This is a genomic window from Rhizobium sp. BK377 (genome assembly GCF_014193935.1).
Classification (GTDB): domain Bacteria; phylum Pseudomonadota; class Alphaproteobacteria; order Rhizobiales; family Rhizobiaceae; genus Rhizobium.
The window spans coordinates 225,431-246,768 of the sequence record NZ_JACIAC010000007.1; the positions used below are offsets into that span (position 1 = coordinate 225,431).

Sequence of the window (21,338 nt, forward strand, 5' to 3'; positions counted from 1 at the left end):
TCCGCCTCGCCGGCCGGCGCGTACTTGGCGCGGACCCTCAGAGAATGCCCCGCGCCGCCTATGAATCTTTCGGAAGCTGTGGAAATGTCGTCGGAAGAACTCCGGCATTAGCACCTGCGTCATGACAATGGAGGCGGCCGATGTCAGGAATTCCGCATTACCCATAATGCGGAGAACGACATGACGACGACCAACGAAATCGCAGACAAGATCGCTGGAGAACACGGCCTGACGAAGGTCCAGGGCAAGGCAATTGTCGAGGCCGTCATCGCCTCGATTACCGAGGCGGCACTTGCTGGCAATGAAACCTCGTTGCCGGGCTTCGGCAAGTTCAAGGTCAAGGAAACGCCCGAGCGCGAAGCACGTAATCCGTCGACAGGGGCGACGATCAAGGTCGCGGCTGCCAAGAAGCTGAGCTTCCAGCCAGCTAAGGCACTCAAGGAAGCAATGAATAAGTAACATGCAGAGAGCCTCGGCACCTGATCGAGGCTCTTATCTTACGTCGTGCCCCGGTGTTATCCTCGATGTCGGGATGCCAACTCTGCGAGGGGCAATGAACCGAAGACGAGAAATTGCCGATCGGGTCATTGCTCGATGGAAAGCAAGCGGATTCCCTCTCGATGCGAATGCCAGACGCCTCGTCGAACTCTGGATCGACGGCGTCATCGACGCAGCCGAAATGCGCCGTCAGTATCTCATAACGGTGCGCGAGGAAGAACGTGCGCGCGCGTCGCGAAACACTCGGACGGTGCGGGAACCTCAGCAATTGCCTGGAGGCGCTCCGGCCGCTAATCCGCTGAAACTCGATGAAACAACCGACTTGGTCCACGGTCCCGCCCTTCCGCAGTCATCAATCGAGTAAAGGAGAAATCCGATGGCCACCACACCCCGCCGACCGGTCAATCCGCTGGATGCCGCCGAAGCACTCTTCAAGCCGACAAAGAAGACAGCCGCGGCAGCCGTCGAACGGCGCCCGGTCCCGGTCGCGACCGAGACCGTCTCGATCGGATCGATGGTGATGTCCTTGCCTTTTTCCAGGAAGACGGCCCGGGTTGGCAAGAGCGCATCAACGCAGCGTTGCGGCAGGCCATGGAGCGCTAAGGCTAATCGAGCCAGTTCCTCGTTGGCATGGCAACGACTACATCCTCAATCTCCATGTCTTCGTGCACGAGGGCGAGCGTTTCAGCTCCATCTGCTGCGTGGCGTCGGCGAGATGACCGCGATCGGCAAGCTGAGATTTAGCCTCTAGTGACCGCACAAAAATGTTGATGGATACGGTGACCGCAAGTCCGGAGCGCGTTGCGAAGAACTCGAGCGAACAGACGCAGCAGATGTTTGAAATTTCAGCGCGCTGAAACCGCCGGTAGGCTGAACAGCAGCGAGAGCTGCCATCATCATGCTCCACCGCTGTTGCCGGCGCGTCCCCCGCGGGCTCGATGAGGCGTGTCTGATCGGAGAGCGGCTTCGCCTCGATCGTCCTCCCGCAACGGCCGCCGCAATTTCTGACCCCTGTCGGACCTACCCCGCTCGACAGGTCGAGCGGGGACCCAGGTTGCCGCCATTCCTCGCCAACTAACAAATTTGCGACTTGCCGCCCTCCACGCTGTTCCGGCCCTATGAACCACCCCATTGCGCAGGCGCAACGGGGACCCCGGGGGTGCGGTCCGATCGTCCCCGATCCTTGCGACAGCCATCGAGGCCGCGAAGGGCGCGGCCCGAAACCAATGAAAGGAACATGACAATGGCAACCATCGGCAATTTCACTTCCACGGAAACCGGCTTCAACGGCTCGATCCGCACGCTTGCCCTCAACGTCAAGGCCCGCATCGCCCGCGTCGAGAACCCCTCCGACAAGGGACCGCACTACCGCATCTACGCCGGTAATGTCGAGTTCGGCGCCGCGTGGCAGAAGCGCTCCACCGACACGGATCGCGACTATCTCTCGGTCAAGCTGGACGACCCGAGCTTCCCCGCCCCGATCTACGCGACCCTTAGCGAAGTCGAAGGCGAGGACGGTTACCAGCTGATCTGGTCTCGCCCCAACCGGGACTGAGATCAGGGACGGCCCCGCTCCTCAAGGCGGGGTCAAAGGCCCGATTGGCAAATCGGTAACAGGCATCGAGCCTGTTACCTCTTTTCTGATGCCATACGGAACCGGAAATGTCTGCTCAGATAGCCCGATTGTGCCGTGGCGGGACGGCGGCCTCAAGGACGAACGGTTCCCCCAATTTTCCGGTGCCGTCCTGCGGCCGTCACCAGAAAATCGGCTCGCCCATTCGCCGCCGCCGGCGGTCGCTTGCGCGATCCCTGACCCCGCCATCCCACCACGCCCCTGCGTCGTCGTCCTTCACGAACCCAAGGAGATGAGACGATGACCATCGAACAGCACATCGAGGAACTGCGTGCCGAGCTCAACAATACGTTGGATGCAGTCGAGCGCCGCGAAATCGAAGCGGAGCTCCAATTCGCCCAAGCCGATCTGGCCGTTCTGGTTGCGGAGCAGGAGGGCGTCATCTCGGCTGAGCCGCCCTTTTGAGGGAGGCTCTTTTTCTCCGCCTTGCGAGCGGGGTTGGCCGGATCGACCGGCCAGACCGGCTGTCAGGGATTTCATCCCTCGACACTCCCGCCGGCTCGCGCCGGATACGGTCGCGACCCCTCCTGGGCCGCGGGTCTCTTCTCTCTCTGACGTCCGATTTTACTCCAGCAAATCCGGCGTCAAGGACGGCGCGGTCTCCCCCAATTTTTCCGCTGCTGCGCTACGACTTCGCTCTGGAAAAATCGGTTCCCCCGCTTGCAAGCCGCGTTCCGCAGTCCTTGACGCCTCTTTGCTGAGGAGTGGCCGATCCCCGTCATCAAGATGAAGGAGATCACATTATGGCAACCGATCAGAACCTTATGCTCTACACCCAGCTTGCCGGCTTCCGGCTCGTGGTGCTCGCCAACCGGTTCGGCTGCGATACCGACTTCTCGCGAAAGCTTCACGACCGTCTGGTCGACCAACTGGAGGCAGGAATTGACCGCCTACGGATGATCATGGCGCTGGAGCGCAGCGTTCTCATGGGCGACGACGAGTTCGCGGAATATCAGCTGGAATGGGAGACCGGGATTTTCGCACGTTTGGCCATCAACCTGCTCGACAAGCTCGAAATAGATTTCGACACGCACGAATATCGGATCAACGGCGGCGATTGGGTCATCGCTTTGACGGCAGACGACACTGGCGTCGATCTCGCCTATCCGGATCTGGTTTCCCTGACTGAGGACGAACTCGGCTCACTGGCGGCGATCCTCAAGGATATCACGCGGGAAACCGGGATTGACGTACGCGCAGCGCGCGCCGTTCACGCCTGCTGGTCAGAATCCTGACCAGTCCTGCAGTTGCAGTCCCGATTGATCGAGGGGCGGCCAAGGCGGCCTCTCTATTTAATCGGAGCCGAACGCTCAGAGTCACATTCTTACGGTGCGCCGTTTCTGAACAAGCGGATCGTCGATGGCCGAAACGCCATGCCGAGCAGCTCTTAGCTGCCCTCTCCTTTCGACGATGCCGCCATCTCTCATCGGGAATGTTAGCCGTTCGCCGCGACGCAACTTGGCGCCGCCAGAATTTTCCCCGCCGCGCCGCTGCTCCTCTCTCTCATGTATGTCGCGCAAACGTTCGCAGCGGCTTGCGGTAACGACATCTATCGAATCAATGAGCTAAGGCCTGTCCGTTCATCCTCTTTTCACGCGACAGGCTTTAGGTCCGAACCAGATCCGCGAGATAGGTGTTTTCAGCACGCGAATGGGCAAAATCTTGCGGTCGAATGGTCGCGAAAAGCAGTTTTTCGCCTTCGGCCGGCGCTTCCGCGAGGAGGGTTCCGTCAGGCGCGGCTATTTGCGACAACCCGGCATAGGCGAACGTATCGTCGGTGCCGCAATGATTGACATAGGCCACAAAAACCTGGTTTTCGAAAGCACGGACACGGATCATATGCTCGGCAATCATGGTGCCTGAGTGACCCCTCGGGAGGGCCGTGGGCACAACGATGAGATCGGCGCCGGCCTGTGCCAGTCGCCGTACGTTTTCGGGGAATTCCACGTCATAGCAGATCAGCATCCCCAGCTTCATACCATTGACCGACATGATCTCAGACGAGGGGAAATCTGGCTTGAACCAGGTTCGTTCATAATCGCCGTAGAGATGAGACTTGCGGTAAACAGCAGTCGTTCCCCTGCCATCGGTCAAAAGCGCGCTGTTGTAGATCGTGTCGGCGACCCGTTCAGCGAAGCCCGCAACGACGGCGATGCCGTTCTCGCGGGCAATCGCGTCGAGCCTTTCAGGGATCTCGCCACTCGCCTCGCAGGCGAGACGACGAAAAGCCTCTCCCGCCCCATATCCGATAACTGCCAGTTCCGGCGCGACCAGCATGCCCGCACCGCTAGCGGCTGCTTTACGAGCCGCATCTTCAATGCGTGCGAGATTGGCTTCAACATCGCCACATACGGCTTGCATTTGCAGAGCGGCGAGTTCCATCCTCCCGGCTCCTATTAATCGTTGGACGACATGGCGCCGAGCAATTTCGGCAGATCGCCGAAGCGCGCGACGAGGCTGAACACCGTCGCTGCCACGACCACGAACAGGATCGTCACAGAGGCCATGGTCGGCGTATAGCCATAGCGCAACGCGTTGAAGATCTTGATCGGTAACGTCTCGAGCGTGAAGCCGACGGTCATGTAGGCCACAATATACTCGTTGAGCGACAGCACGAAGGCGAAGGCATAGCCGGAAATAAGGTAAGGCAGAATGAGCGGCATGACGACGGTGCGAAACACCGTCCTATCGTCGGCGCCCATGGTCGCGGCCGCCTCCACGAGCGATCGGTCGATCGCTGAGAAGCCGAGCGAGATCGTAACGAGCGGCAGGGTCACGAAGAAGATCGCGTGACTGATGACTGCTGTCCATGGTTGGCCGTAAGAGCCGACGGTCGCCCAGAAAGTAAGCATTCCGAGTGCAGTGATAACAGGTGGCAGCGTGAAGGGCGCAATGCCAAGAAGTTGGAATATGTTCGCCCATGGCGCAGTGCGGCGCCAGAGGAACCAGGCGAGCGGCAGGGCGATCAGCACTGCAACGGCAGCGGAAAGAATGGCGAGTGTCAGCGACGCGAAGAAGGCGCTCCGCCATTCTGGATTGAGGAAGATTTCACCGTACCAGGCAAGCGAGAAACCCTGCGGCGGGAAAGTCAGGCTTTGCTTCTCGTTGATAGAGACGCCGGCGACCACAATGATCGGCGCGGCAAGGAACAAGCCAATGAAAAAGAAGAAGAGGCGATGCCAGACGTTCATGCCGCCGCTCCTTTGCGTCCGACCAGGATCGTGAGGCCCACGAGCGCCAGCGTGACCAACACGAGGAATACAGCCATGGCCGCTGCAAACGGCATGTTGGATTGGTAGATCGCCTGGTCCGTAATGAGGACCGACAGCGTCCAATGCTGTGGTCGGCCGAGGATTTGCGGCAGAAGGTAAGAGCCGAGCGCGAAGATGAAGACCATGATCAGCGTGGCGATGATCGTATTGCGGAGCGCTGGAAGGACGACCGTGAAGAAGGACTTGACGGGCGAGGCGCCAAGCGTGCGCGCCGCCTCGGTCAGTGTCGGATCGAGACGCACCAAGGCGGGATAGAGTACGAGGATCGTATAGGGCAGTGCCTGATAGACCATTCCGGTTAACACGGCCGGGAAGCCCGGGGTCAGCGCCACGGCTTGCTTCATCACGCCGAGCATCACGAGCAGATTGGTAATGCCTGCCGTGCGCGAAAAGAGCGTCGACCAGGCGAAGCCTATGATCACCTCGGAAAGGGACAGGATGGACAACAGGGCGATCAGCCACAGGATCTGAGCTCTCCGGCTTATGCGGGTCAGCAAGTACGTGAATGGGATGCCGAGAACGATGCAGCAGACGGCCACCGAAACCGCAAGAAAGAGCGAGAAGCCGAGCACCTTGCCGAAGAAGAGGCTGAAGAATCGTGCATAGTTATCGAAGACGAAGGCAGGCGTGTAAAAGCCGCCCTGTTGTCGCTGGAAGAAGCTAACCGCAATCATCGTCCCGAACGGAATGACGAAGAAGACCGTCAGCATCGCTGCCGGGAAGGCAAGCGGCCCGTAGTCCCGGAGCGTCTGAGGCGGTTCGCGTGTCATTGCTTCAGCACCACGCAGACATCCGGCGAAAGCGTCACGCCGACCTCCTGACCAACATGGACGCTTGGCCGCTCGCGGGGAGTGGAAACTGCGATCACCTTTGTGCCGGAAATATCGACAAAGGTTTCGATCGTGCCACCGAGATCGCGAATGAAGGTAACCTTGCCGTTGATCGTCCCGGCTCCCGGCGCCGTCAGGTGCACGTCTTCCGGCCGTACGGAAAGCGCCGCCTTGGTCAGCCCGTCTGGAATTGCTACCCCCTCGACTGGGTGGCCAAGCACGAGCGCACGTCCAGCGCTGTCGCTCTCCACAGCAAGAAGGTTGGTCGATCCGATGAAATCTGCAACGAAGCGGTCGGCGGGACGTCGGTAGATCTCGATCGGGCTTGCCGCCTGCCGGATCTGGCCGCCATTCATGACGACGACTGTATCGGCCATGGTCATGGCTTCTCGCTGATCATGGGTGACAACGATCGTGGTGATGCCGAGCTGCTGCTGCAGCTGGCGCAGCTCGACCTGCATGGCTTCGCGCAGTTTGGCGTCCAGCGCCGAGAGCGGCTCGTCAAGCAGGAAGAGCTTCGGCGAGATGGCCAATGCGCGCGCAATTGCAACACGCTGGCGCTGGCCTCCCGAAAGCTTATGGACCGGTCGGCCGGCATAGCCAGTAAGATCGATCATCGCGAGCAGCTCCTCGACCCGCTTTTTCTGCGCTTCCTTTGCCGCGCCGCGAATGCGCAAGGGGTAGGCTATGTTCTCGCCGACCGTCAGATGCGGAAAAAGCGCAAGCGACTGAAATACCATGCCGAAATCCCGCTTGTGCGTCGGAACTGGTGTAATATCGGCTCCGTCGATGAGGATTGTTCCGTTGGTCGGCGTGTCCAGGCCGGCGATCATCCGCAACAGGGTCGTCTTTCCGCAACCCGACGGACCGAGCATGCAGACAAAGGTTCCGTGCGGCACGGTGAGCTGCACGTGATCGACGGCAGTGAACGTGCCGAATTGTTTTGAGACGCTGTTTAACGCCAAGCCAGACATTCAAATCTCTCCGGTAAAAGGGTCGCCGTCCAGCGCGGCGACCCGTCAATAGTCGCTTAACCGGCGATAAGTTCCGTCCATTTCTGGTTCAGCCAGTCGGACTTGCTCTGGTAGAGATCATAGCGCGGCGTGATCGGCTCGATGTCGGAGGAAACGGCGGCGAATTCCTTCTCGTTGAGATCGAGCAGATCGCGCTTGACCGTAGGCGCAGTGCCGACCTTGCGCGACAAAGTCGCCTGGATCGCCGGCTGGCACATATAGTCGATGAAGATATGCGCTTCTTCTGCCTTCTTGGATGCCCGCGACAGCGCCCAGCAACCGGAGTCCTGAATGCCCCCTTCCTTGGGGAAGGTCGAGCGAACTTTGAAACCGTCGGCGGCTGCAAGTCCCGTGACGTCATGGTAATACTGGCCCATCGGAATTTCTCCGGACTTCAGCGCCTGTTCGAACTGCGCTTCATCGCGATACCAGAGCCGGACATTCGGCTTGACTTCAGCGAGCTTTTCAAAGGCCTTCAGAATGCCTTCCTCCGTATCCAGTGCATTGGTGCCGCCAAAGAAGGTCTTGGCCGTCACCTCCAGCAGGAAGGAATTGGAGACGAGCGCCAGCAGGCCGAGCTTGTCGGCATTTGCCGGATCCCAAAACGCCGCCCATGACGTGGGCGCGTCTTTGTAGACATCGGTATTGGTGACCAGCGTAATGTACCATGCGACGGCGCCGATGCCTGCCACGCGGCCATTCGGATATTTATTGATGAAGCGATCGATGACGCCGGACGAATTTTTAATCTTCGCTGTATCGAGAGGCGCCCAGAGCTCGCTCGCCTGTCCCTTAAGCATCGCAACCTGCGACATCATCGAGACGTCCGCCGGTGCCTGCCCAGCCTTGGCGGCCTGCTCGAGTTGTACCAGCCAGGCTTCGCCAGTCGGCTCGGCGACGGATTCGACCGCGATTCCGGTCGCCTTGGTAAAGTCGCCAAAGATGTTCTTGTCGAAGCTGTCCTTGAAATAACCGCCATAGACGCCGACCTTCAACGACTTGTCCTGCGCCCGCAGGACCGTCGGCATGGCCAGCAGCGAGGCGCCGGCAAGACCGGCGCCTAGCAGGGCGCGCCGGCTCACGCTCGTGTTGAGGATGTCACTCATTTCTTTTCTCCTTTATTTGCCGACCGGCGTTTTCGCCATCCCGGCCAGTTCCCACATTGTTATTACTATGTTTTACACCTTTGCCGCGATGGAAGGGCTGAAAACCATCAGGCTCAGTATCTCGAACAATACCTGTGCACCCGCATGCGCCGTGTTCGTTGTCGCGTCATATTGCGGCGCGACTTCCACCACATCGCCGCCGACGAGATTGATGCCCTTGAGACCGCGGATCAGTTCGAGAACTTCGCGCGTTGTAAGTCCTCCCACTTCCGGCGTGCCCGTCCCTGGCGCGAAGCTCGGATCAAGGCTGTCGATGTCGAAAGAAAGATAGGTCGGGCCGTTGCCGACGATAGCCTTCGCCTTCTCGATGACCGCTGCAATGCCCATGCCCGGGACATCCTCCGCATGGATCACCGTCATGCCTGACTCATAGGAGAATTCCCAAAGATATTCGGCCGAGCCGCGGATGCCGATCTGGATCGTGCGCGTGGGGTCGAGCACTCCATCGAGCACGGCGTTGCGGAACGGTCCGCCATGGTGGAACTTGGTCTGGTCGAATGCGCCGCCGGTATCGCAATGGGCGTCGATATGGATCAGACCGACCGGTTCCTTCCTCCCAACCGCCTTCAGGATTGGATGGGTGATGGAATGGTCGCCGCCGACCGATAGGGGAACGACACCGGCATCAACGATCTGGCCGATCCGCCGCTCGATATCGTCATGACTCATTTCCAGCCGATAGCGGCTGGCGAAAGGCACATCGCCTATGTCTGCCACACGAATATCAAAGACCGGCGCACAGCCGAGCACGTGATTGTAGGGGCCGATCCGCTCGATGGCGCGCAGCGCCCGCGGTCCAAAGCGCGAGCCGGGCCTGTTGGTAACGCCAAGATCCATCGGCACACCGGTGATCGCAACCTGCAGATTGCCGAAATCCGGATTATCGGCTTCGACGGGCATGTAAGGGGCGGTCAGGAAGGTTGGCACACCGGCATAGGGCGCAAGACGCGTACCGGTCTTAGAAAAGATCTTGTCGGCGACCTTGCGGAAGGCGGCATCGAAGAGCTCGCCGCCATGGCCCTCGCTATATTTTGCCCTCAACGCCTGCAGCTTTCCATTGTCGAATGCCATTCCTGCCTCCCTTCTGCGCGGCGGGACATGCGAAAAATCGCCCGCCTCGCCGGCTGTAAGAATGTTGTTCCCCAGAGCGGATTGCCGAAATTGGTGTACGCCGTTTTCGGGCGACATTCCCTCTGTTTTTTGATCGAGAGACGGTTTCAGATGTCAGGCCGATTCCGACCTGACATCATCCGAGTCTCGGGCCTTGCCCTTGTTTTTTCCATTATCGGTACAAAGCAGATAGAAAATCAATTGACATTGTTATAGCAATTGATGTGAGAAAAATTCACATGAAATTGCCCCGGGAAGTTGGATGTCCGATCGTTTGCCACCCCTGAACCCCTTGCGTGCTTTCGAGGCGACGGCGCGTCGCGGCTCAGTTTCGGCAGCTGCGCGCGAACTGAACGTCACGCACGGTGCGATTAGTCATCAAATCCGGGCACTGGAAGCTTCGCTGAATGCGGCGCTCTTCGAGCGCGGTGGCAAGCGGCTGAAGCTCACCGCGCAAGGTGCGCTCCTCTTGCCTGCCGTCACCAAGGCCTTTGGCGAAATCGCTGCGACCACCGCACTGATGAAACGACCGGCGACGAGCGGTGAACTCACCGTCACCTGCGTCCCGGCATTGCTGTCCTTCTGGCTGATCCCGCGCCTCAACCGTTTCACCGAGCAGTATCCGGATGTGAGGCTGACGCTGATTGCATCCAATGATCCCGGTCAACTTCATTCCAGGGATGTCGATATCTGCATCCTCTATGGCGACGGCAACTGGTCCGACTGCTGGACACGGCTCTGGAGCCATTTGCGTCTCTTTCCGATCGCAAGTCCCACTCTGGTCAACAGCCGGCCATTGCGATCCGTGCGCGATCTCGCCGACCACGTGCTTTTTCACGGAGACGACGGACGGGAGTGGAATACGTGGCTTGCCGCCGCAGACGCGATCGATCTCAGTCGCGGTCAGCAGCATTTCATGAGCGATGCGCGACTTTCGACTGAAGCCGCGTTGCACGGTCAGGGGATTGCCCTTGGCGATACGATTACAGCGGGGAACTTGATCGCCAAGGGGGAACTGATTGTTCCCTTCGATCTCACGGTGCCTGCGAATGATGCATTCTATGTCGCTTGCCGCCACGAGGTTCGGGCGGCCCCCATCGCCAAGGTCTTCATCGATTGGCTCTTCGCCTCGCTCGAGGCCGACAGTTTGCCAGAACCGAAGAACTCGGCCCGCACCTTGCTCAGAACGCGCGCCGGCCGTGCCGGTCAGGAAGGCTTTCAGCCTGTTTCGGCGCCCGGTCAACGGCGGGCAGGGCTCGTGCAGAGACGCAAATCTCGGGCCTAAACTCGGATAGAACCACAGGAAACCCAATGCCGCCCTTCAATCCGCTCGTCGACAAACTCGTACCGCCTCCGATTCCTTCCGTTTTCGCTTGGGCAAGGTCCTATGACGGACGGTACGGACCGTTGATCGATCTCTCTCAGGCCGTACCAGGCTATCCGGCCCACCCGGAAATGCTGAAATTGCTCGGGGAATCCGCTGCTTCAGCCGCGTATACCGGCTACGGGCCCATCGAAGGCGAAGCGGAACTCCGGCAAGCCTATGCTGCTCAGGCCTGCGAGGTCTATCGCGCCCCTATCGACTCTGCCAACATCCATATTACCGCAGGCTGCAACCAGGCCTTCGTTTGTGCGGCGATGACGGTTGCTGGGTCGGGCGACGCAGTGTTGATGACCAATCCCTATTATTTCAATCATGAAACGACCCTTGCCATGCTGGGGATCCAAAGCCGGTTTGCCGCCTGTGATCCGGCAGCCGGTTTCCTGCCTGACCCAGCCGCCCTCGCCGCGGCAATCACGCCTGATGTGCGGGCGTTGGCGATCGTCACGCCCAACAACCCGACCGGCGCCTTATATCCGGCCGACCTGATCGAGAAGATTTTCGACCTCTGCAAGGCGCGCGGGATCTGGCTGATCCTTGACGAGACCTATCGTGACTTCCTGCCCGAAGGTGTCGGCCGACCGCACGGTCTCTTTGCCAAGCAGGGATGGGAAGATACGCTGATCGGCCTCTACAGCTTCTCCAAGTCCTTCTGCATCCCTGGCCATCGGCTCGGAGCGATCACGGCAGGGCCGCAGGTCGTGAGCCAGGTCGCAAAGATCATGGACAACCTGCAGATCTGCGCGCCTCGTGCGCCTCAGGCGGCCGTGGCGAAGGCTCTTCCGCGCTTAGCCGCATGGCGGGAGGAAAACCGGCGGGAGATTGCATTGCGGGCGGAAACCCTTCGCCTCACGATGGCAGAGGTGACGAAATGGAAGCTTGGCGCGGTTGGCGCTTATTTCGCTTTCGTACGTCATCCCTTCGACCGGCGTGATTCGACCGAAGTCGCCGAGAAGCTCGCGCGCGACGCCGGCATTCTCTGTGTGCCTGGCGCCTATTTCGGAGAGGGCCAGGACGCCTATCTCCGTTTTGCCTTTGCCAATGCGGATGCTCAAACCATCCGTATGCTGAGTGGCCGCCTCTCGCGATTTTGACCGAGGGCTACGAATGTGGAACTGGCGCCGATGAGCATTTCTCTGGCCCGCTTCGGCGCGTTTTTTATATCGACATTGAGGGGCGCTGACGATAACCGCGCTTTCGTTTCTGCCGGAGCAGATCGAGGAAGAGCACGACCGCTTCCTCTTCCCTCTCGAAATGATGGACCATCATCTGCCCTTTGGTACCGATGCGCCCCCATTTCCGCAACAGGCAGACGTCGCCGAACAGGTTCGGCTCGATCCACATAGCATAGTAGCGCGCCATGTTCCTGGCAGCGTCCGAGCGCTCGACATAGAGGTGATAGGGCTGCGAGATCATGAGATGAGAATCGGCGATCCGCGGAGTTGCGTCCAACGACACTTATGAATCGGTCGGGGTGGATCGATTCATATCCGTGATGATATTGGAAAGGCCGTGACAGGCTTGGGCGAGACCCCTTCGGCGCAGGCTCTACTCGCCGCGCTCGCCCCATCCTGAAGCCGGTTTCGGCCATCCGGTGACAATCCTCTCGCGGGCCCCAGCCGCACCATCCGAGTCTCGCGCCGCCCGAGTGTCTGGATTCGCCTCAACCTATCTCGGCTTCGGTTTCATCTGCGTTTACGGGCAAGGCGCTTCAGGCGGTGCGCGAGATGCGGGGCGCAGTCGGTCCCGCCTCCCCTTCGGTAACTCAGTTGAGGCTCCCGCGGCTGCGCTGCTTCCCGCCCTCGCACGACGAGAATTCCCGAAATCGCGACCGTTGGTCGCCGCTATGCTGATTTCTCCGATACTCTTCTTTGTCCTGGATCAGCCTTGCTCGTTGCACTGCGCGCCGGCTGATCAGGCTTCAAGCGTTTTCTCGATCTTGTAAAACCGGTTCTTGCCGACGCAGGCCTTCATGTCATCCCGCCGGAACCAGATCGCCCGACCGCAGCGAAGCGGCGCGTTGCCGGCCGTAAACACGATCTGCTCATCGGCTCGCATGCGCAGAACCTCGTGCGCTTGGATCAGTGGTCTTGCCGCAAGTTGCTTCGATCGCGTTCGCGACGATCCCCTGGATTGGGAACTGCGGCTGATCTGGTCGACCTCCACGGTCGTCATGCCGCAACGCTTCGAGATGTAGTCGGCGGTGTCGGGGTCGTTGATCGCGGCGAACGAAATCCAGCTCGCGCTTTCGAACCACTTGCTCGCTGCATCGCGGCCGCCATAGGTCTCGCGCATCTGACCGATCGACTGGTAGATCATCGTCAGCGTGATCCCGTACTTGCGGCCGGCATCGCGCGCGGTTTCCAGAATGCGCATGTAGCCAAGTCGTGCCACCTCATCGAGGAGGAATAGCGCCCTGCCCTGCACCGCTCCGTCGCGATTGTAGATCGCATTGAGGAACGACCCGATGATGACACGCGCCAGACCGGAATGCGTCTCCAGCGTTTTCAGGTCGATGTTGATGAACACATCGGTCTTGCCATCGGCAAGCGCGTCGGTCGAGAAGGTCGACCCGGACACGAGCGCGGCATAGTTTGCATAGGACAGCCAGTGCGTTTCCTTGACCGCATTGGCGTAGACGCCGGAGAAGGTTTCCGGCGTCATGTTGACGAAGGCAGCCACATTTTCTTTCACGAAATCCGAGTTCGAATTGTCGTAAATCTCCTGCAGCCGCACGCGCAGTTTCGGCTCTGGTTCGGCGAGATTGGAACGCACCTGACGCAAGGTTTGGTTCTCCTGGTCGGTGTGGCCGGACAGGCAGACGTCGGCGATCAGAGCGGTTAACAGCTGGAGCGCTGACGCGCGGAAGAAGTCGTCGCGCACGCCGCGTGCGGCGCCGCTGTCACTCATGATCCAGGACGCGACCGAAGCGATATCCTCCTCCTTCGTCCCCCCGAACCGGCCGATCCAGTCGAGTGCGTTGAACCCGGTTTTCGGCTCCTTCGGATCGAGAATGCGGATGAAGTGCGCCGCACCCCTGCGCTGCTCCTGCACCATTGGTGCGACCTCGTTCGAAGGGTCCAGCACGACAAGTCCACCGCCCCATTTGAGGGCGGTCGGGATTGTCACCGACGTTGTCTTGAAGCCACCTGATCCGGCGAACACGATCCCGTGGGACGATCCGAATGAACCGTCAAAGCAGAGCAGCGGCGACTTACCGCCGACGCCCCAGGTCTTCGGGTCATCGGCACGGAATGAGCGCGCGGCCGTGCTGTCTCTGTCGACCCGGTAGCGCTCGCCGATGACGATGCCGCCCGTGTCGGCAAAGAGTTTGGCCGCATCCTGCATTTTCATCCAGTCGGCTTCACCGTGCAGCGCGCGTGGTCCGCGGACGCGTTTCGGCTCGGCTCGCGCGAAGGCGGCGTTGCCGATCAGCGCGACGCGTATCGCGAAACATCCCGCCATCAGCGCGGCCGCCCCGCCGATCATTGTCGCCGGGTCAAGATAGGAAACGATCGACTTGCCCGCCGGAACCTGCCCGGCGAAACCGGCAACACGTGTCGTCTCGCGCGCCACCGCGATCAGGATCGTCGCCATGCTTCCCGCGGCGGTGCCCCAGCCTGCGAATTTGATGCAAGTCCCGCCGGCGCTCGCGAACAGGAAGATCACGCCGATCGCCGCGGAGCTGATATAGGGCGCGGCGATGCCTGCCCGGCCCAACGTCAATCTCGCGCTTTCCGTCTTGCCGAAGGCCGAAAGCCATAGCTCGATCCCGGCCATGCCGATGACCGCCAGCATCATGAGCACGACCGGGACGCCGGACAGAGCAAGCTTATTCGCGGTCATCGCCGAAAGCCTCCGCTCCGATCGCGATCAGTCGCGCCCGCTCGCTGTCATCAGACTTCAGCCGCGAGCTAAGTTCGACCAGTGCCCCAAGCAGGAGTGCCCGCTTCTCGTAGCGAAGACCGGCCTTGACGATCAGGCCGCCGAGTTCGATCTTCTCGCGCGTGTCTTGTCTGCGCGCATCTGATGTGGTTGTTCGCGCCATCCGCTCAAGCCTCGCCAGTGCTGCCCTGAGCCGCGCCATGCGTGACCGCCCCGGGCGATGCACCGGTGCTGGCGTCTCCGTTGCTCTTCTTCCCTCCGTTCGAAACGCCCTGCCCTCCGCGAAACCGTTTCGCCAGATCCTCGAAGACGGCTTGGAGCGTGGCTTCCTCGATCTCGATTTCTCCAAGACCTGCTTTGAGCGCGATCCGGCCGATCCGCTCGGCTTCGCGGATTTCCGCAGCCTTGAGCTGTTCCTGGAGTCTGGCGATCTCGTCGCGGATCTTGGAGGAAGGCTTCTTCATTGCCGAGCGTCCTTTCATGCGATTTTTGAATTCGAACCACGTGAGAGTCCCCTAGATCGGCGTGCCGATCTACTAACATAAATGCGAGTTGGCGCAGCCAACGCCTTTGAGCATCATCCCGGCCGTTCCGAAGGAGCGGATCCGAAGGGCGCAATTATACGTCGCTGATGCGACGCTCTGCTTTTGCGCCGGCGGTGCCACCGCTCCCGACGAACCCTTTGAATTTGTTCGACGCAGGAGCAGTTTTCGCCGTGGCCGTCCCTCATTTCTCCGTCAGCGTCGTCGCCCGCGGCTCCGGCCGCAGTGCGGTGCTGTCGGTAGCCTACCGGCACTGCGCAAAAATGGAGTATGAGCGGGAGGCGCGGACGATCGATTACACCCACAAGCGCGGTCTCCTGCACGAGGAGTTCGTGATCCCGGCTGACGCGCCCGAGTGGTTGCGGACAATAACCGCCGATCGGTCGATCTCCGGTGCTTCCGAAGCCTTCTGGAACAGGGTCGAGGATTTCGAGAAGCGCTCCGATGCGCAGCTCGCCAAGGACGTCACGATTGCCCTGCCGATCGAACTGACGACCGCGCAAAACATCGCGCTCGTTCGAGACTTCGTCGAGCGTCACGTCACCGCCAAGGGCATGGTCGCCGATTGGGTCTATCACGATGCGCCGGGCAATCCGCATGTTCATCTGATGACGACTTTGCGGCCACTGAAGGAGGATGGGTTCGGCGCCAAGAAGGTCGCGGTTCTCGGGCCGGATGGGAATGCGATTCGCAACGACGCCGGGAAGATCGTCTACGAGCTTTGGGCGGGGAACCTCGATGACTTCAACGTATTTCGCGACGGCTGGTTCGGCTGCCAGAACAGGCATCTGGCAATGGCCGGCCTCGACGTCCGCGTCGATGGCCGATCCTTCGAAAGGCAAGGCATCGACGTGGAGCCGACCATCCATATTGGTGTCGGTGCGACTGCCATCGACCGGAAGGCGGAGACGCAGGCAGCGTCACCAAAGCTCGAACGGATCGAGTTGCAGGAGGCGCGGCGAAGCGAGAACGCACGCCGCATCCAGCGCCGGCCGGAGATCGTCCTCGACCTGATCATGCGCGAGAAGAGTGTCTTCGATAGCCGAGACGTCGCGAAAATCCTGCATCGCTATATCGATGATGCCGCCCTGTTCCAGAACCTGATGGTCCGTGTCCTGCAGAGCCCCGAAGCGCTCCGCCTCGAACGTGAGCGGATCGCGTTTGCGACCGGGGCCAGGGTGCTTGCCAAATACACGACCCGCGAGTTGATCCGGCTGGAAGCGGTGATGGCTGACCGCGCGATCTGGCTTTCTGAGCGATCGTCGCATGGCGTTCAGGACGCGGTGCTAGAGGCGACTTTCGCGCGCCATTCCCGCCTCTCAGAGGAGCAAAAGGCAGCGATCGAGCATGTCGCAGGACCCGAGCGGATCGCAGCCGTCATCGGCCGCGCCGGCGCCGGGAAGACCACGATGATGAAGGCTGCGCGGGAAGCGTGGGAAGGTGCCGGATATCATGTCGTCGGTGGTGCTCTTGCCGGTAAAGCGGCGGAGGGTCTGGAGAAGGAAGCGGGGATCGCCTCGCACACGCTTTCGTCCTGGGAGCTTCGCTGGAGCGGAGGCCGAAACCAGCTCGACGCAAAGACGGTCTTCGTTCTCGATGAGGCCGGCATGGTGTCGTCACGCCAGATGGCGCACCTGGTCGAGGCGGTGACGAAGGCCGGCGCCAAGCTTGTCATGGTTGGTGATCCGGAGCAGCTTCAGCCGATCGAAGCCGGCGCCGCCTTCCGAGCGATCGCCGATCGGATCGGTTATGCCGAGCTCGAAACCATCTATCGCCAGCGCGAACAATGGATGCGCGATGCGTCGCTCGATCTTGCGCGCGGCAACATCCGCAAGGCTGTCGATGCCTATGCCGCTCGGGGCCGAATGATCGGCTTGCGTCTGAAGGAAGAGGCCGTCGAGACGCTCATCGCCGATTGGAGCCGCGACTACGATCCGAGCAGGACGACGTTGATCCTCGCCCACCTCCGCCGTGACGTGCGCATGCTCAACGAGATGGCACGCGCCGAGCTCGTCGAGCGTGGCGTCCTTGGCCAAGGTTTTGCGTTCCGAACGGAGCACGGGCACCGCGACTTCGCGGTCGGCGACCAGATCGTATTCCTGAAGAATGAAGGCTCGCTCGGCATCAAGAACGGGATGCTTGCCAAGGTCGTCGACGCTGCTCAAAACCACATCGTGGCAGAGGTCGGCGAAGGCGAGCACCGCCGCCTGGTCACGGTCGAGCAGCGTTTCTATAACAATCTCGACCACGGCTATGCCACCACGATCCACAAGAGCCAGGGCGCCACCGTAGACCGGGTCAAGGTGCTCGCATCCCTCTCGCTCGATCGGCATCTGACCTATGTGGCGATGACCCGCCATCGCGAGGATCTCCGCATCTATTACGGTACCCGATCCTTCGCATTCGCCGGCGGGCTGATCAACATCCTGTCGCGAAAGAACGCCAAGGAAACCACGCTCGATTACGAAAAGGCTACCTTCTATCGACAAGCGCTGCGCTTCGCGGAAGCGCGCGGCCTGCATATCGTCAACGTCGCCCGAACGGTTGCCCGCGACAGGCTCGAATGGACGATCCGCCAGAAACAAAAATTGGCCGTTCTTGCTCATCGGCTCCTCGCCATCGGCGCCAAACTCGGTCTCGGTGCCCGTTCCAAACCGATCCGCTCGCAAAGTAGCAAGGATGCCAGCCCCATGGTTGCCGGTATCGCGACGTTCCCGAAAACGATCGAGCAGGCCGTCGCCGAAAAGCTCGAAGCGGACCCCGGTTTGAAGAAGCAATGGGAAGATGTGTCGACTCGCTTCCATCTCATCTATGCCCAGCCGGAAGCCGCCTTCAGGACCGTCAATGTCGACGCTATGGTGAAGGATGAGACTGTCGCCAAATCGATGCTGGCGAAGCTCGCCGGCCAGCCGGAAAGCTTTGGTGTACTCAAGGGGAAAGCCGGCATCCTCGCAAGCCGGGCCGAAAGGCAGGAGCGCGAGAGGGCGCAACGCAACGTTCCTGCTCTAGCTCAAAGCCTCGGTGATTACATGCGCCAGCGCAACCGGGCCGGACAACGCTATCAGGCGGAGGAAGTGGCCCTCCGCCGCAAGATCTCGATCGACATTCCGGCGCTATCTCCGAATGCCCGCCAGACGCTCGAACGCGTGCGTGATGCGATCGACCGCAATGACCTTCCGTCGGCGCTCGCGTTCGGTCTTGCCGACAGACAAGTGAAGGCGGAACTGGAGGGATTTGCCAAGGCGGTCGCCGAGCGTTTCGGCGAGCGGACCTTGCTGCCCTTGGCTGCCAAGGACACCAATGGCGAGACCTTTAAGACGATTACGGCGGACATGAGCCCCGGTCAGAAAGCAGAGGTCCAGTCAGCATGGAGCCTTATGCGCGCAGTGCAGAAGCTCGGTGCTCATGACCGAACGATCGAGGCCATCAAACAAGCTGAGACGATGCGCCAAGCCAAGGGCCAGGGGATGTCGCTGAAATGAACTTGTCTCTCATGATAATGGCGCTGGCGCGGCGTCCGCACAGGGGGGTCCTTCCGGCCGTGGCGACAGTCACAGCAGCGCTTCTTGCTGCGATCGTCGCGGCCGCGTTCGGTGGCTATCGGATCAATCTTACACCGAGCCAACCGCTCGGTCTCTGGCATATCGTCAAGCTCGAGCGCGCCGCTGAGGTCGGCGATCTCGTCTTCATTTGCCCGCCGCAAACGGCAGCCATCCAGGAGGCACGTAGCCGCGGTTATCTGCGCTCCGGCCTTTGCCCAAGTGGCGTTGCGCCGCTGATCAAGACGGTGATCGCCGTCGCCGGCCAGCGGGTCGAGGTCGCAGCAAGCGTCCGCGTCGACGGGCGTGACGTTGCTCGATCGAAGCTTGCAGACCAGGACGGACAGGGACGGTCGTTGACGCCGGCTGGAGGCGGGATCGTGCCGGCGGGTAGCGTGTTCCTGCACTCGGCTTTCGCGGGCTCCTACGACTCCCGCTATTTCGGTCCCCTCCCCGCTTCGGGTATCCTCGGTCTAGCGCAACAGGTCCTGACCTATGCGCCATAATCACTACCAACCAGCGCTGCTGATCATTGTTGCGATCGTTGTCGGAACGGTCGGGTGGAGTGGCCGTGTCCTGCTGCTTCCCGCCGCCTTGGCGTTCCCGATTCTTTGGGCGCGGGCCCAAACCAGATCCGTGGCGGCGCTTGTTTCAGGCGGGTATTTCCTGGCGGCTTCGCGAGGTCTGCCGCAGGGTGTTGCTACCTTCTATTCGTCGGATCTGTGGCCCGGTCTGTTGCTATGGCTATATACGTCGGTGAGTTTTGTTGGCGTGCATGCGATGCTCTGGACGAGCCGTGCCGGCGGTCGGCCGTTTCGCTATCTGATGGCGGCCGCGCTCATGGCGGTGCCACCTTTCGGCATCACGGGATGGGCGCACCCTGTGACAGCCGCCGGCGTCCTGTTTCCCGCATGGGGATGGTGGGGACTAGCTGCGATGACAGCCAGCCTCATGGGCCTCGTAACCCGCATGTGGCCGGCTGTTGCCATCGCCTTGGTAGGCTTTTGGCTGTGGTCCGCCGTCTTCTGGACCGATCCGAACCTACCTGAGGGCTGGCGGGGCGTCGATCTGCAAATGGGGTCATCGCTGGGGCGGGACACCAGCATGCAGCGCCACCGTGATCTGATTGCCACGGTGAGGGTTCGTGGAACTGGCCAAACGATCGTGTTGCCGGAGAGCGCCCTCGGCCTCTGGACGCCGGCGGTCGAACGGCTTTGGAACGCAGCCCTTCGGGGCATGGATGCTTCCGTGGTCGCTGGCGCCGCCGTTGTCGACCCGAAAGGATATGACAATGTTCTCGTCGTCCTATCCGGCGCCGGCAGCAGCATTCTCTATCGCGAGCGTATGCCGGTCCCGGGCTCGATGTGGCAGCCGTGGAAGTCCTGGCTCGGCGAGAGTGGCGGCGCACGTGCGCACTTCTTCGCCAATCCGATTGCGAAGATAGGAGATCAACAGGCCGCGCCCCTGATTTGCTACGAGCAGCTCGTCGTCTGGCCGGTCCTGCAGTCGATGCGCTACGACCCGGATCTGATTGTGGCTGTAGGAAACGGATGGTGGACATCAGGGACGTCGATCGTCGACATCCAGCGAGCCAGCACCACCGCTTGGGCTCGGCTGTTCGGCAAACCGCTAGTTCTTTCTTTTAACACCTGACAAACGGAGCATTTATGATCGATGCTGCACTCATACAACAATGCGCCGATGCATCCCTGAAGCCGGCGATCGTCGAGAAATTTATCGAGGTTGCGGGTTCTACCGATCCCCTGGCCGTCGCAGTTCACGCAGGCGGGCGGCTCATCCTGATGCCAAGGTCGAAAACACCCGATGAGGCTCTTGAGTTCATGCGCAAATATGTCGGGAAGGCGATCGTTCGCGTCGGGCTCACCCAACTGCCGGCTGGTGTGGGTGCGAAAGACGCTTCCGAGCTGAAACTCGACCTTGTCGAGCCATGTGCCAACCTCCGAATGGGGACGGCGATGTTCGCCAAAATCCTCCGTACTGTGACCAAGTGGTACGGAAACCCAAAGAGCGAGGAGGTTTTCCCTCAGATATTCGATGACGCCATCTATGCCTGGAGGACGGGCCAGTTTGAGGGCGAGAGCGTGTTTCGGGCAGAGGATCCCGCAGGCAAGCTCGGCGAGCAGCTTAGTGTTCCTCCTAGCGAAACGTCGACGACGTCCGGTCAACCGGTCGAACCAGCCGTGTCTTTTCAGTCAAAGCCGCAGGATGCCGGTATCCGGATCGATCTTTCGAGGATTGAGAACAAGTAGGCGATAGAAGGATAGTGTGCGAAGCGCTAGCACAATGCCGAAACAGCCCGGGGGCGCGCTGTATTTCATCGATGATGGCGCGGTCCATGCTTCTTACAAAGCCGACTGGATCCTGTGTCGCTGCATCGAGGGTCATCGCATTATCCAGCGTGGGGTATTCGATTTCCGCGCTGGCCAAGTCGCGAGGGTCGGTTTTCCT

The 21,338-nt window shown here is 60.7% G+C and carries 21 protein-coding genes and 1 pseudogene; 12 read left to right on the top strand and 10 right to left on the bottom strand.

Features of this window, described 5'->3' with window-relative positions:
* Positions 1–156: 156 nt before the first annotated feature.
* The 6 genes and pseudogenes from FHT92_RS24860 (at position 157) to FHT92_RS24885 (ending at position 3,366) form a co-directional block, all read left to right on the top strand.
* Positions 157–459 (top strand): HU family DNA-binding protein, encoded by a 303-nt coding sequence (locus FHT92_RS24860; RefSeq protein ID WP_312858791.1) that lies wholly within the window; start codon positions 157–159, stop codon positions 457–459.
* Between the two features lie 94 nt (positions 460–553).
* Positions 554–862, top strand: a complete 309-nt coding sequence (locus tag FHT92_RS24865; protein ID WP_183749259.1) for a hypothetical protein — start codon at positions 554–556, stop codon at positions 860–862.
* A 12-nt stretch (positions 863–874) separates the two neighbouring features.
* Positions 875–1,101 (top strand): annotated as a pseudogene (locus tag FHT92_RS24870) (BrnA antitoxin family protein).
* A 640-nt stretch (positions 1,102–1,741) separates the two neighbouring features.
* On the top strand, positions 1,742–2,053 hold the full coding sequence (locus FHT92_RS24875; RefSeq protein WP_183749384.1) for a DUF736 domain-containing protein: 312 nt from the start codon (positions 1,742–1,744) through the stop codon (positions 2,051–2,053).
* A gap of 318 nt (positions 2,054–2,371) precedes the next feature.
* A complete protein-coding gene (locus FHT92_RS24880; RefSeq protein WP_183749261.1) occupies positions 2,372–2,536 on the top strand; it encodes a hypothetical protein in 165 nt (54 codons plus the stop codon).
* Positions 2,537–2,874: 338 nt separating this feature from the next.
* A complete protein-coding gene (locus FHT92_RS24885) occupies positions 2,875–3,366 on the top strand; it encodes a hypothetical protein (RefSeq protein ID WP_183749262.1) in 492 nt (163 codons plus the stop codon).
* A 370-nt stretch (positions 3,367–3,736) separates the two neighbouring features.
* Here the strand turns inward: FHT92_RS24885 and FHT92_RS24890 are convergent, their stop codons facing one another.
* The 6 genes from FHT92_RS24890 to speB all read right to left on the bottom strand — a co-directional run bounded on the left by FHT92_RS24890 (position 3,737) and on the right by speB (position 9,483).
* Positions 3,737–4,513, bottom strand: a complete 777-nt coding sequence (locus FHT92_RS24890) for a carbon-nitrogen hydrolase family protein (RefSeq protein ID WP_183749263.1) — start codon at positions 4,511–4,513, stop codon at positions 3,737–3,739.
* A 14-nt stretch (positions 4,514–4,527) separates the two neighbouring features.
* The gene (locus tag FHT92_RS24895) at positions 4,528–5,322 is read right to left on the bottom strand and encodes an ABC transporter permease (protein WP_183749264.1); all 795 of its coding nucleotides are present in this window, start codon (positions 5,320–5,322) and stop codon (positions 4,528–4,530) included.
* Complete coding sequence (locus FHT92_RS24900) at positions 5,319–6,173, bottom strand: ABC transporter permease (RefSeq protein ID WP_183830294.1); 855 nt, start codon at positions 6,171–6,173, stop codon at positions 5,319–5,321. The genes FHT92_RS24895 and FHT92_RS24900 overlap by 4 nt, the downstream gene beginning before the upstream one ends.
* Positions 6,170–7,207: an ABC transporter ATP-binding protein gene (locus FHT92_RS24905; RefSeq protein WP_183749266.1), complete on the bottom strand. Its 1,038-nt coding sequence runs from the start codon at positions 7,205–7,207 to the stop codon at positions 6,170–6,172. The genes FHT92_RS24900 and FHT92_RS24905 overlap by 4 nt, the downstream gene beginning before the upstream one ends.
* 56 nt (positions 7,208–7,263) lie before the next feature.
* Positions 7,264–8,352, bottom strand: coding sequence for a PotD/PotF family extracellular solute-binding protein (locus tag FHT92_RS24910; RefSeq protein ID WP_210278586.1), 1,089 nt, complete (start codon positions 8,350–8,352; stop codon positions 7,264–7,266).
* 72 nt (positions 8,353–8,424) lie between these two features.
* Positions 8,425–9,483 (bottom strand): agmatinase, encoded by a 1,059-nt coding sequence (gene speB / locus FHT92_RS24915; protein ID WP_183830297.1) that lies wholly within the window; start codon positions 9,481–9,483, stop codon positions 8,425–8,427.
* A 301-nt stretch (positions 9,484–9,784) separates the two neighbouring features.
* Here speB and FHT92_RS24920 point away from each other — a divergent pair, with 301 nt between their 5' ends.
* Positions 9,785–10,807, top strand: coding sequence for a LysR substrate-binding domain-containing protein (locus FHT92_RS24920; protein WP_183749268.1), 1,023 nt, complete (start codon positions 9,785–9,787; stop codon positions 10,805–10,807).
* A gap of 26 nt (positions 10,808–10,833) precedes the next feature.
* Entirely contained in the window at positions 10,834–11,997 is a 1,164-nt protein-coding gene (locus FHT92_RS24925; RefSeq protein WP_183830300.1) for an aminotransferase, read from the top strand.
* Positions 11,998–12,061: 64 nt separating this feature from the next.
* Here the strand turns inward: FHT92_RS24925 and FHT92_RS24930 are convergent, their stop codons facing one another.
* The 4 genes from FHT92_RS24930 to traC form a co-directional block, all read right to left on the bottom strand.
* The gene (locus FHT92_RS24930; RefSeq protein ID WP_183830303.1) at positions 12,062–12,319 is read right to left on the bottom strand and encodes a WGR domain-containing protein; all 258 of its coding nucleotides are present in this window, start codon (positions 12,317–12,319) and stop codon (positions 12,062–12,064) included.
* Between the two features lie 498 nt (positions 12,320–12,817).
* On the bottom strand, positions 12,818–14,749 hold the full coding sequence (gene traG, locus FHT92_RS24935; RefSeq protein WP_183830306.1) for a Ti-type conjugative transfer system protein TraG: 1,932 nt from the start codon (positions 14,747–14,749) through the stop codon (positions 12,818–12,820).
* Entirely contained in the window at positions 14,736–14,951 is a 216-nt protein-coding gene (gene traD / locus FHT92_RS24940; RefSeq protein ID WP_183749272.1) for a type IV conjugative transfer system coupling protein TraD, read from the bottom strand. The genes traG and traD overlap by 14 nt, the downstream gene beginning before the upstream one ends.
* A gap of 4 nt (positions 14,952–14,955) precedes the next feature.
* Positions 14,956–15,252, bottom strand: coding sequence for a conjugal transfer protein TraC (gene traC, locus FHT92_RS24945; RefSeq protein WP_183830309.1), 297 nt, complete (start codon positions 15,250–15,252; stop codon positions 14,956–14,958).
* Between the two features lie 251 nt (positions 15,253–15,503).
* Between traC and traA the strand changes: the two genes are divergently transcribed.
* From traA to FHT92_RS24965, 4 genes are read left to right on the top strand one after another with little or no spacing between them, the layout of a single operon-like run.
* Complete coding sequence (gene traA, locus FHT92_RS24950) at positions 15,504–18,812, top strand: Ti-type conjugative transfer relaxase TraA (RefSeq protein WP_183830311.1); 3,309 nt, start codon at positions 15,504–15,506, stop codon at positions 18,810–18,812.
* Positions 18,809–19,375 (top strand): conjugative transfer signal peptidase TraF, encoded by a 567-nt coding sequence (gene traF / locus FHT92_RS24955; protein ID WP_183830314.1) that lies wholly within the window; start codon positions 18,809–18,811, stop codon positions 19,373–19,375. The genes traA and traF overlap by 4 nt, the downstream gene beginning before the upstream one ends.
* A complete protein-coding gene (locus FHT92_RS24960; RefSeq protein ID WP_183830317.1) occupies positions 19,365–20,522 on the top strand; it encodes a conjugal transfer protein TraB in 1,158 nt (385 codons plus the stop codon). Before traF ends, FHT92_RS24960 begins: the two co-directional genes overlap by 11 nt.
* Before the next feature lie 14 nt (positions 20,523–20,536).
* On the top strand, positions 20,537–21,139 hold the full coding sequence (locus tag FHT92_RS24965; protein WP_183830320.1) for a TraH family protein: 603 nt from the start codon (positions 20,537–20,539) through the stop codon (positions 21,137–21,139).
* The last annotated feature ends 199 nt before the right edge of the window (positions 21,140–21,338 follow it).

Coding starts and splice junctions, on each gene's coding strand:
- FHT92_RS24865 (WP_183749259.1), top strand. CDS start 554: ATGAACCGAAGACGAGAAATTGCCGATCGGGTCATTGCTCGATGGAAA.
- FHT92_RS24875 (WP_183749384.1), top strand. CDS start 1,742: ATGGCAACCATCGGCAATTTCACTTCCACGGAAACCGGCTTCAACGGC.
- FHT92_RS24880 (WP_183749261.1), top strand. CDS start 2,372: ATGACCATCGAACAGCACATCGAGGAACTGCGTGCCGAGCTCAACAAT.
- FHT92_RS24885 (WP_183749262.1), top strand. CDS start 2,875: ATGGCAACCGATCAGAACCTTATGCTCTACACCCAGCTTGCCGGCTTC.
- FHT92_RS24890 (WP_183749263.1), bottom strand. CDS start 4,513: ATGGAACTCGCCGCTCTGCAAATGCAAGCCGTATGTGGCGATGTTGAA.
- FHT92_RS24895 (WP_183749264.1), bottom strand. CDS start 5,322: ATGAACGTCTGGCATCGCCTCTTCTTCTTTTTCATTGGCTTGTTCCTT.
- FHT92_RS24900 (WP_183830294.1), bottom strand. CDS start 6,173: ATGACACGCGAACCGCCTCAGACGCTCCGGGACTACGGGCCGCTTGCC.
- FHT92_RS24905 (WP_183749266.1), bottom strand. CDS start 7,207: ATGTCTGGCTTGGCGTTAAACAGCGTCTCAAAACAATTCGGCACGTTC.
- FHT92_RS24910 (WP_210278586.1), bottom strand. CDS start 8,352: ATGAGTGACATCCTCAACACGAGCGTGAGCCGGCGCGCCCTGCTAGGC.
- speB (WP_183830297.1), bottom strand. CDS start 9,483: ATGGCATTCGACAATGGAAAGCTGCAGGCGTTGAGGGCAAAATATAGC.
- FHT92_RS24920 (WP_183749268.1), top strand. CDS start 9,785: ATGTCCGATCGTTTGCCACCCCTGAACCCCTTGCGTGCTTTCGAGGCG.
- FHT92_RS24925 (WP_183830300.1), top strand. CDS start 10,834: ATGCCGCCCTTCAATCCGCTCGTCGACAAACTCGTACCGCCTCCGATT.
- FHT92_RS24930 (WP_183830303.1), bottom strand. CDS start 12,319: ATGATCTCGCAGCCCTATCACCTCTATGTCGAGCGCTCGGACGCTGCC.
- traG (WP_183830306.1), bottom strand. CDS start 14,749: ATGACCGCGAATAAGCTTGCTCTGTCCGGCGTCCCGGTCGTGCTCATG.
- traD (WP_183749272.1), bottom strand. CDS start 14,951: ATGGCGCGAACAACCACATCAGATGCGCGCAGACAAGACACGCGCGAG.
- traC (WP_183830309.1), bottom strand. CDS start 15,252: ATGAAGAAGCCTTCCTCCAAGATCCGCGACGAGATCGCCAGACTCCAG.
- traF (WP_183830314.1), top strand. CDS start 18,809: ATGAACTTGTCTCTCATGATAATGGCGCTGGCGCGGCGTCCGCACAGG.
- FHT92_RS24960 (WP_183830317.1), top strand. CDS start 19,365: ATGCGCCATAATCACTACCAACCAGCGCTGCTGATCATTGTTGCGATC.
- FHT92_RS24965 (WP_183830320.1), top strand. CDS start 20,537: ATGATCGATGCTGCACTCATACAACAATGCGCCGATGCATCCCTGAAG.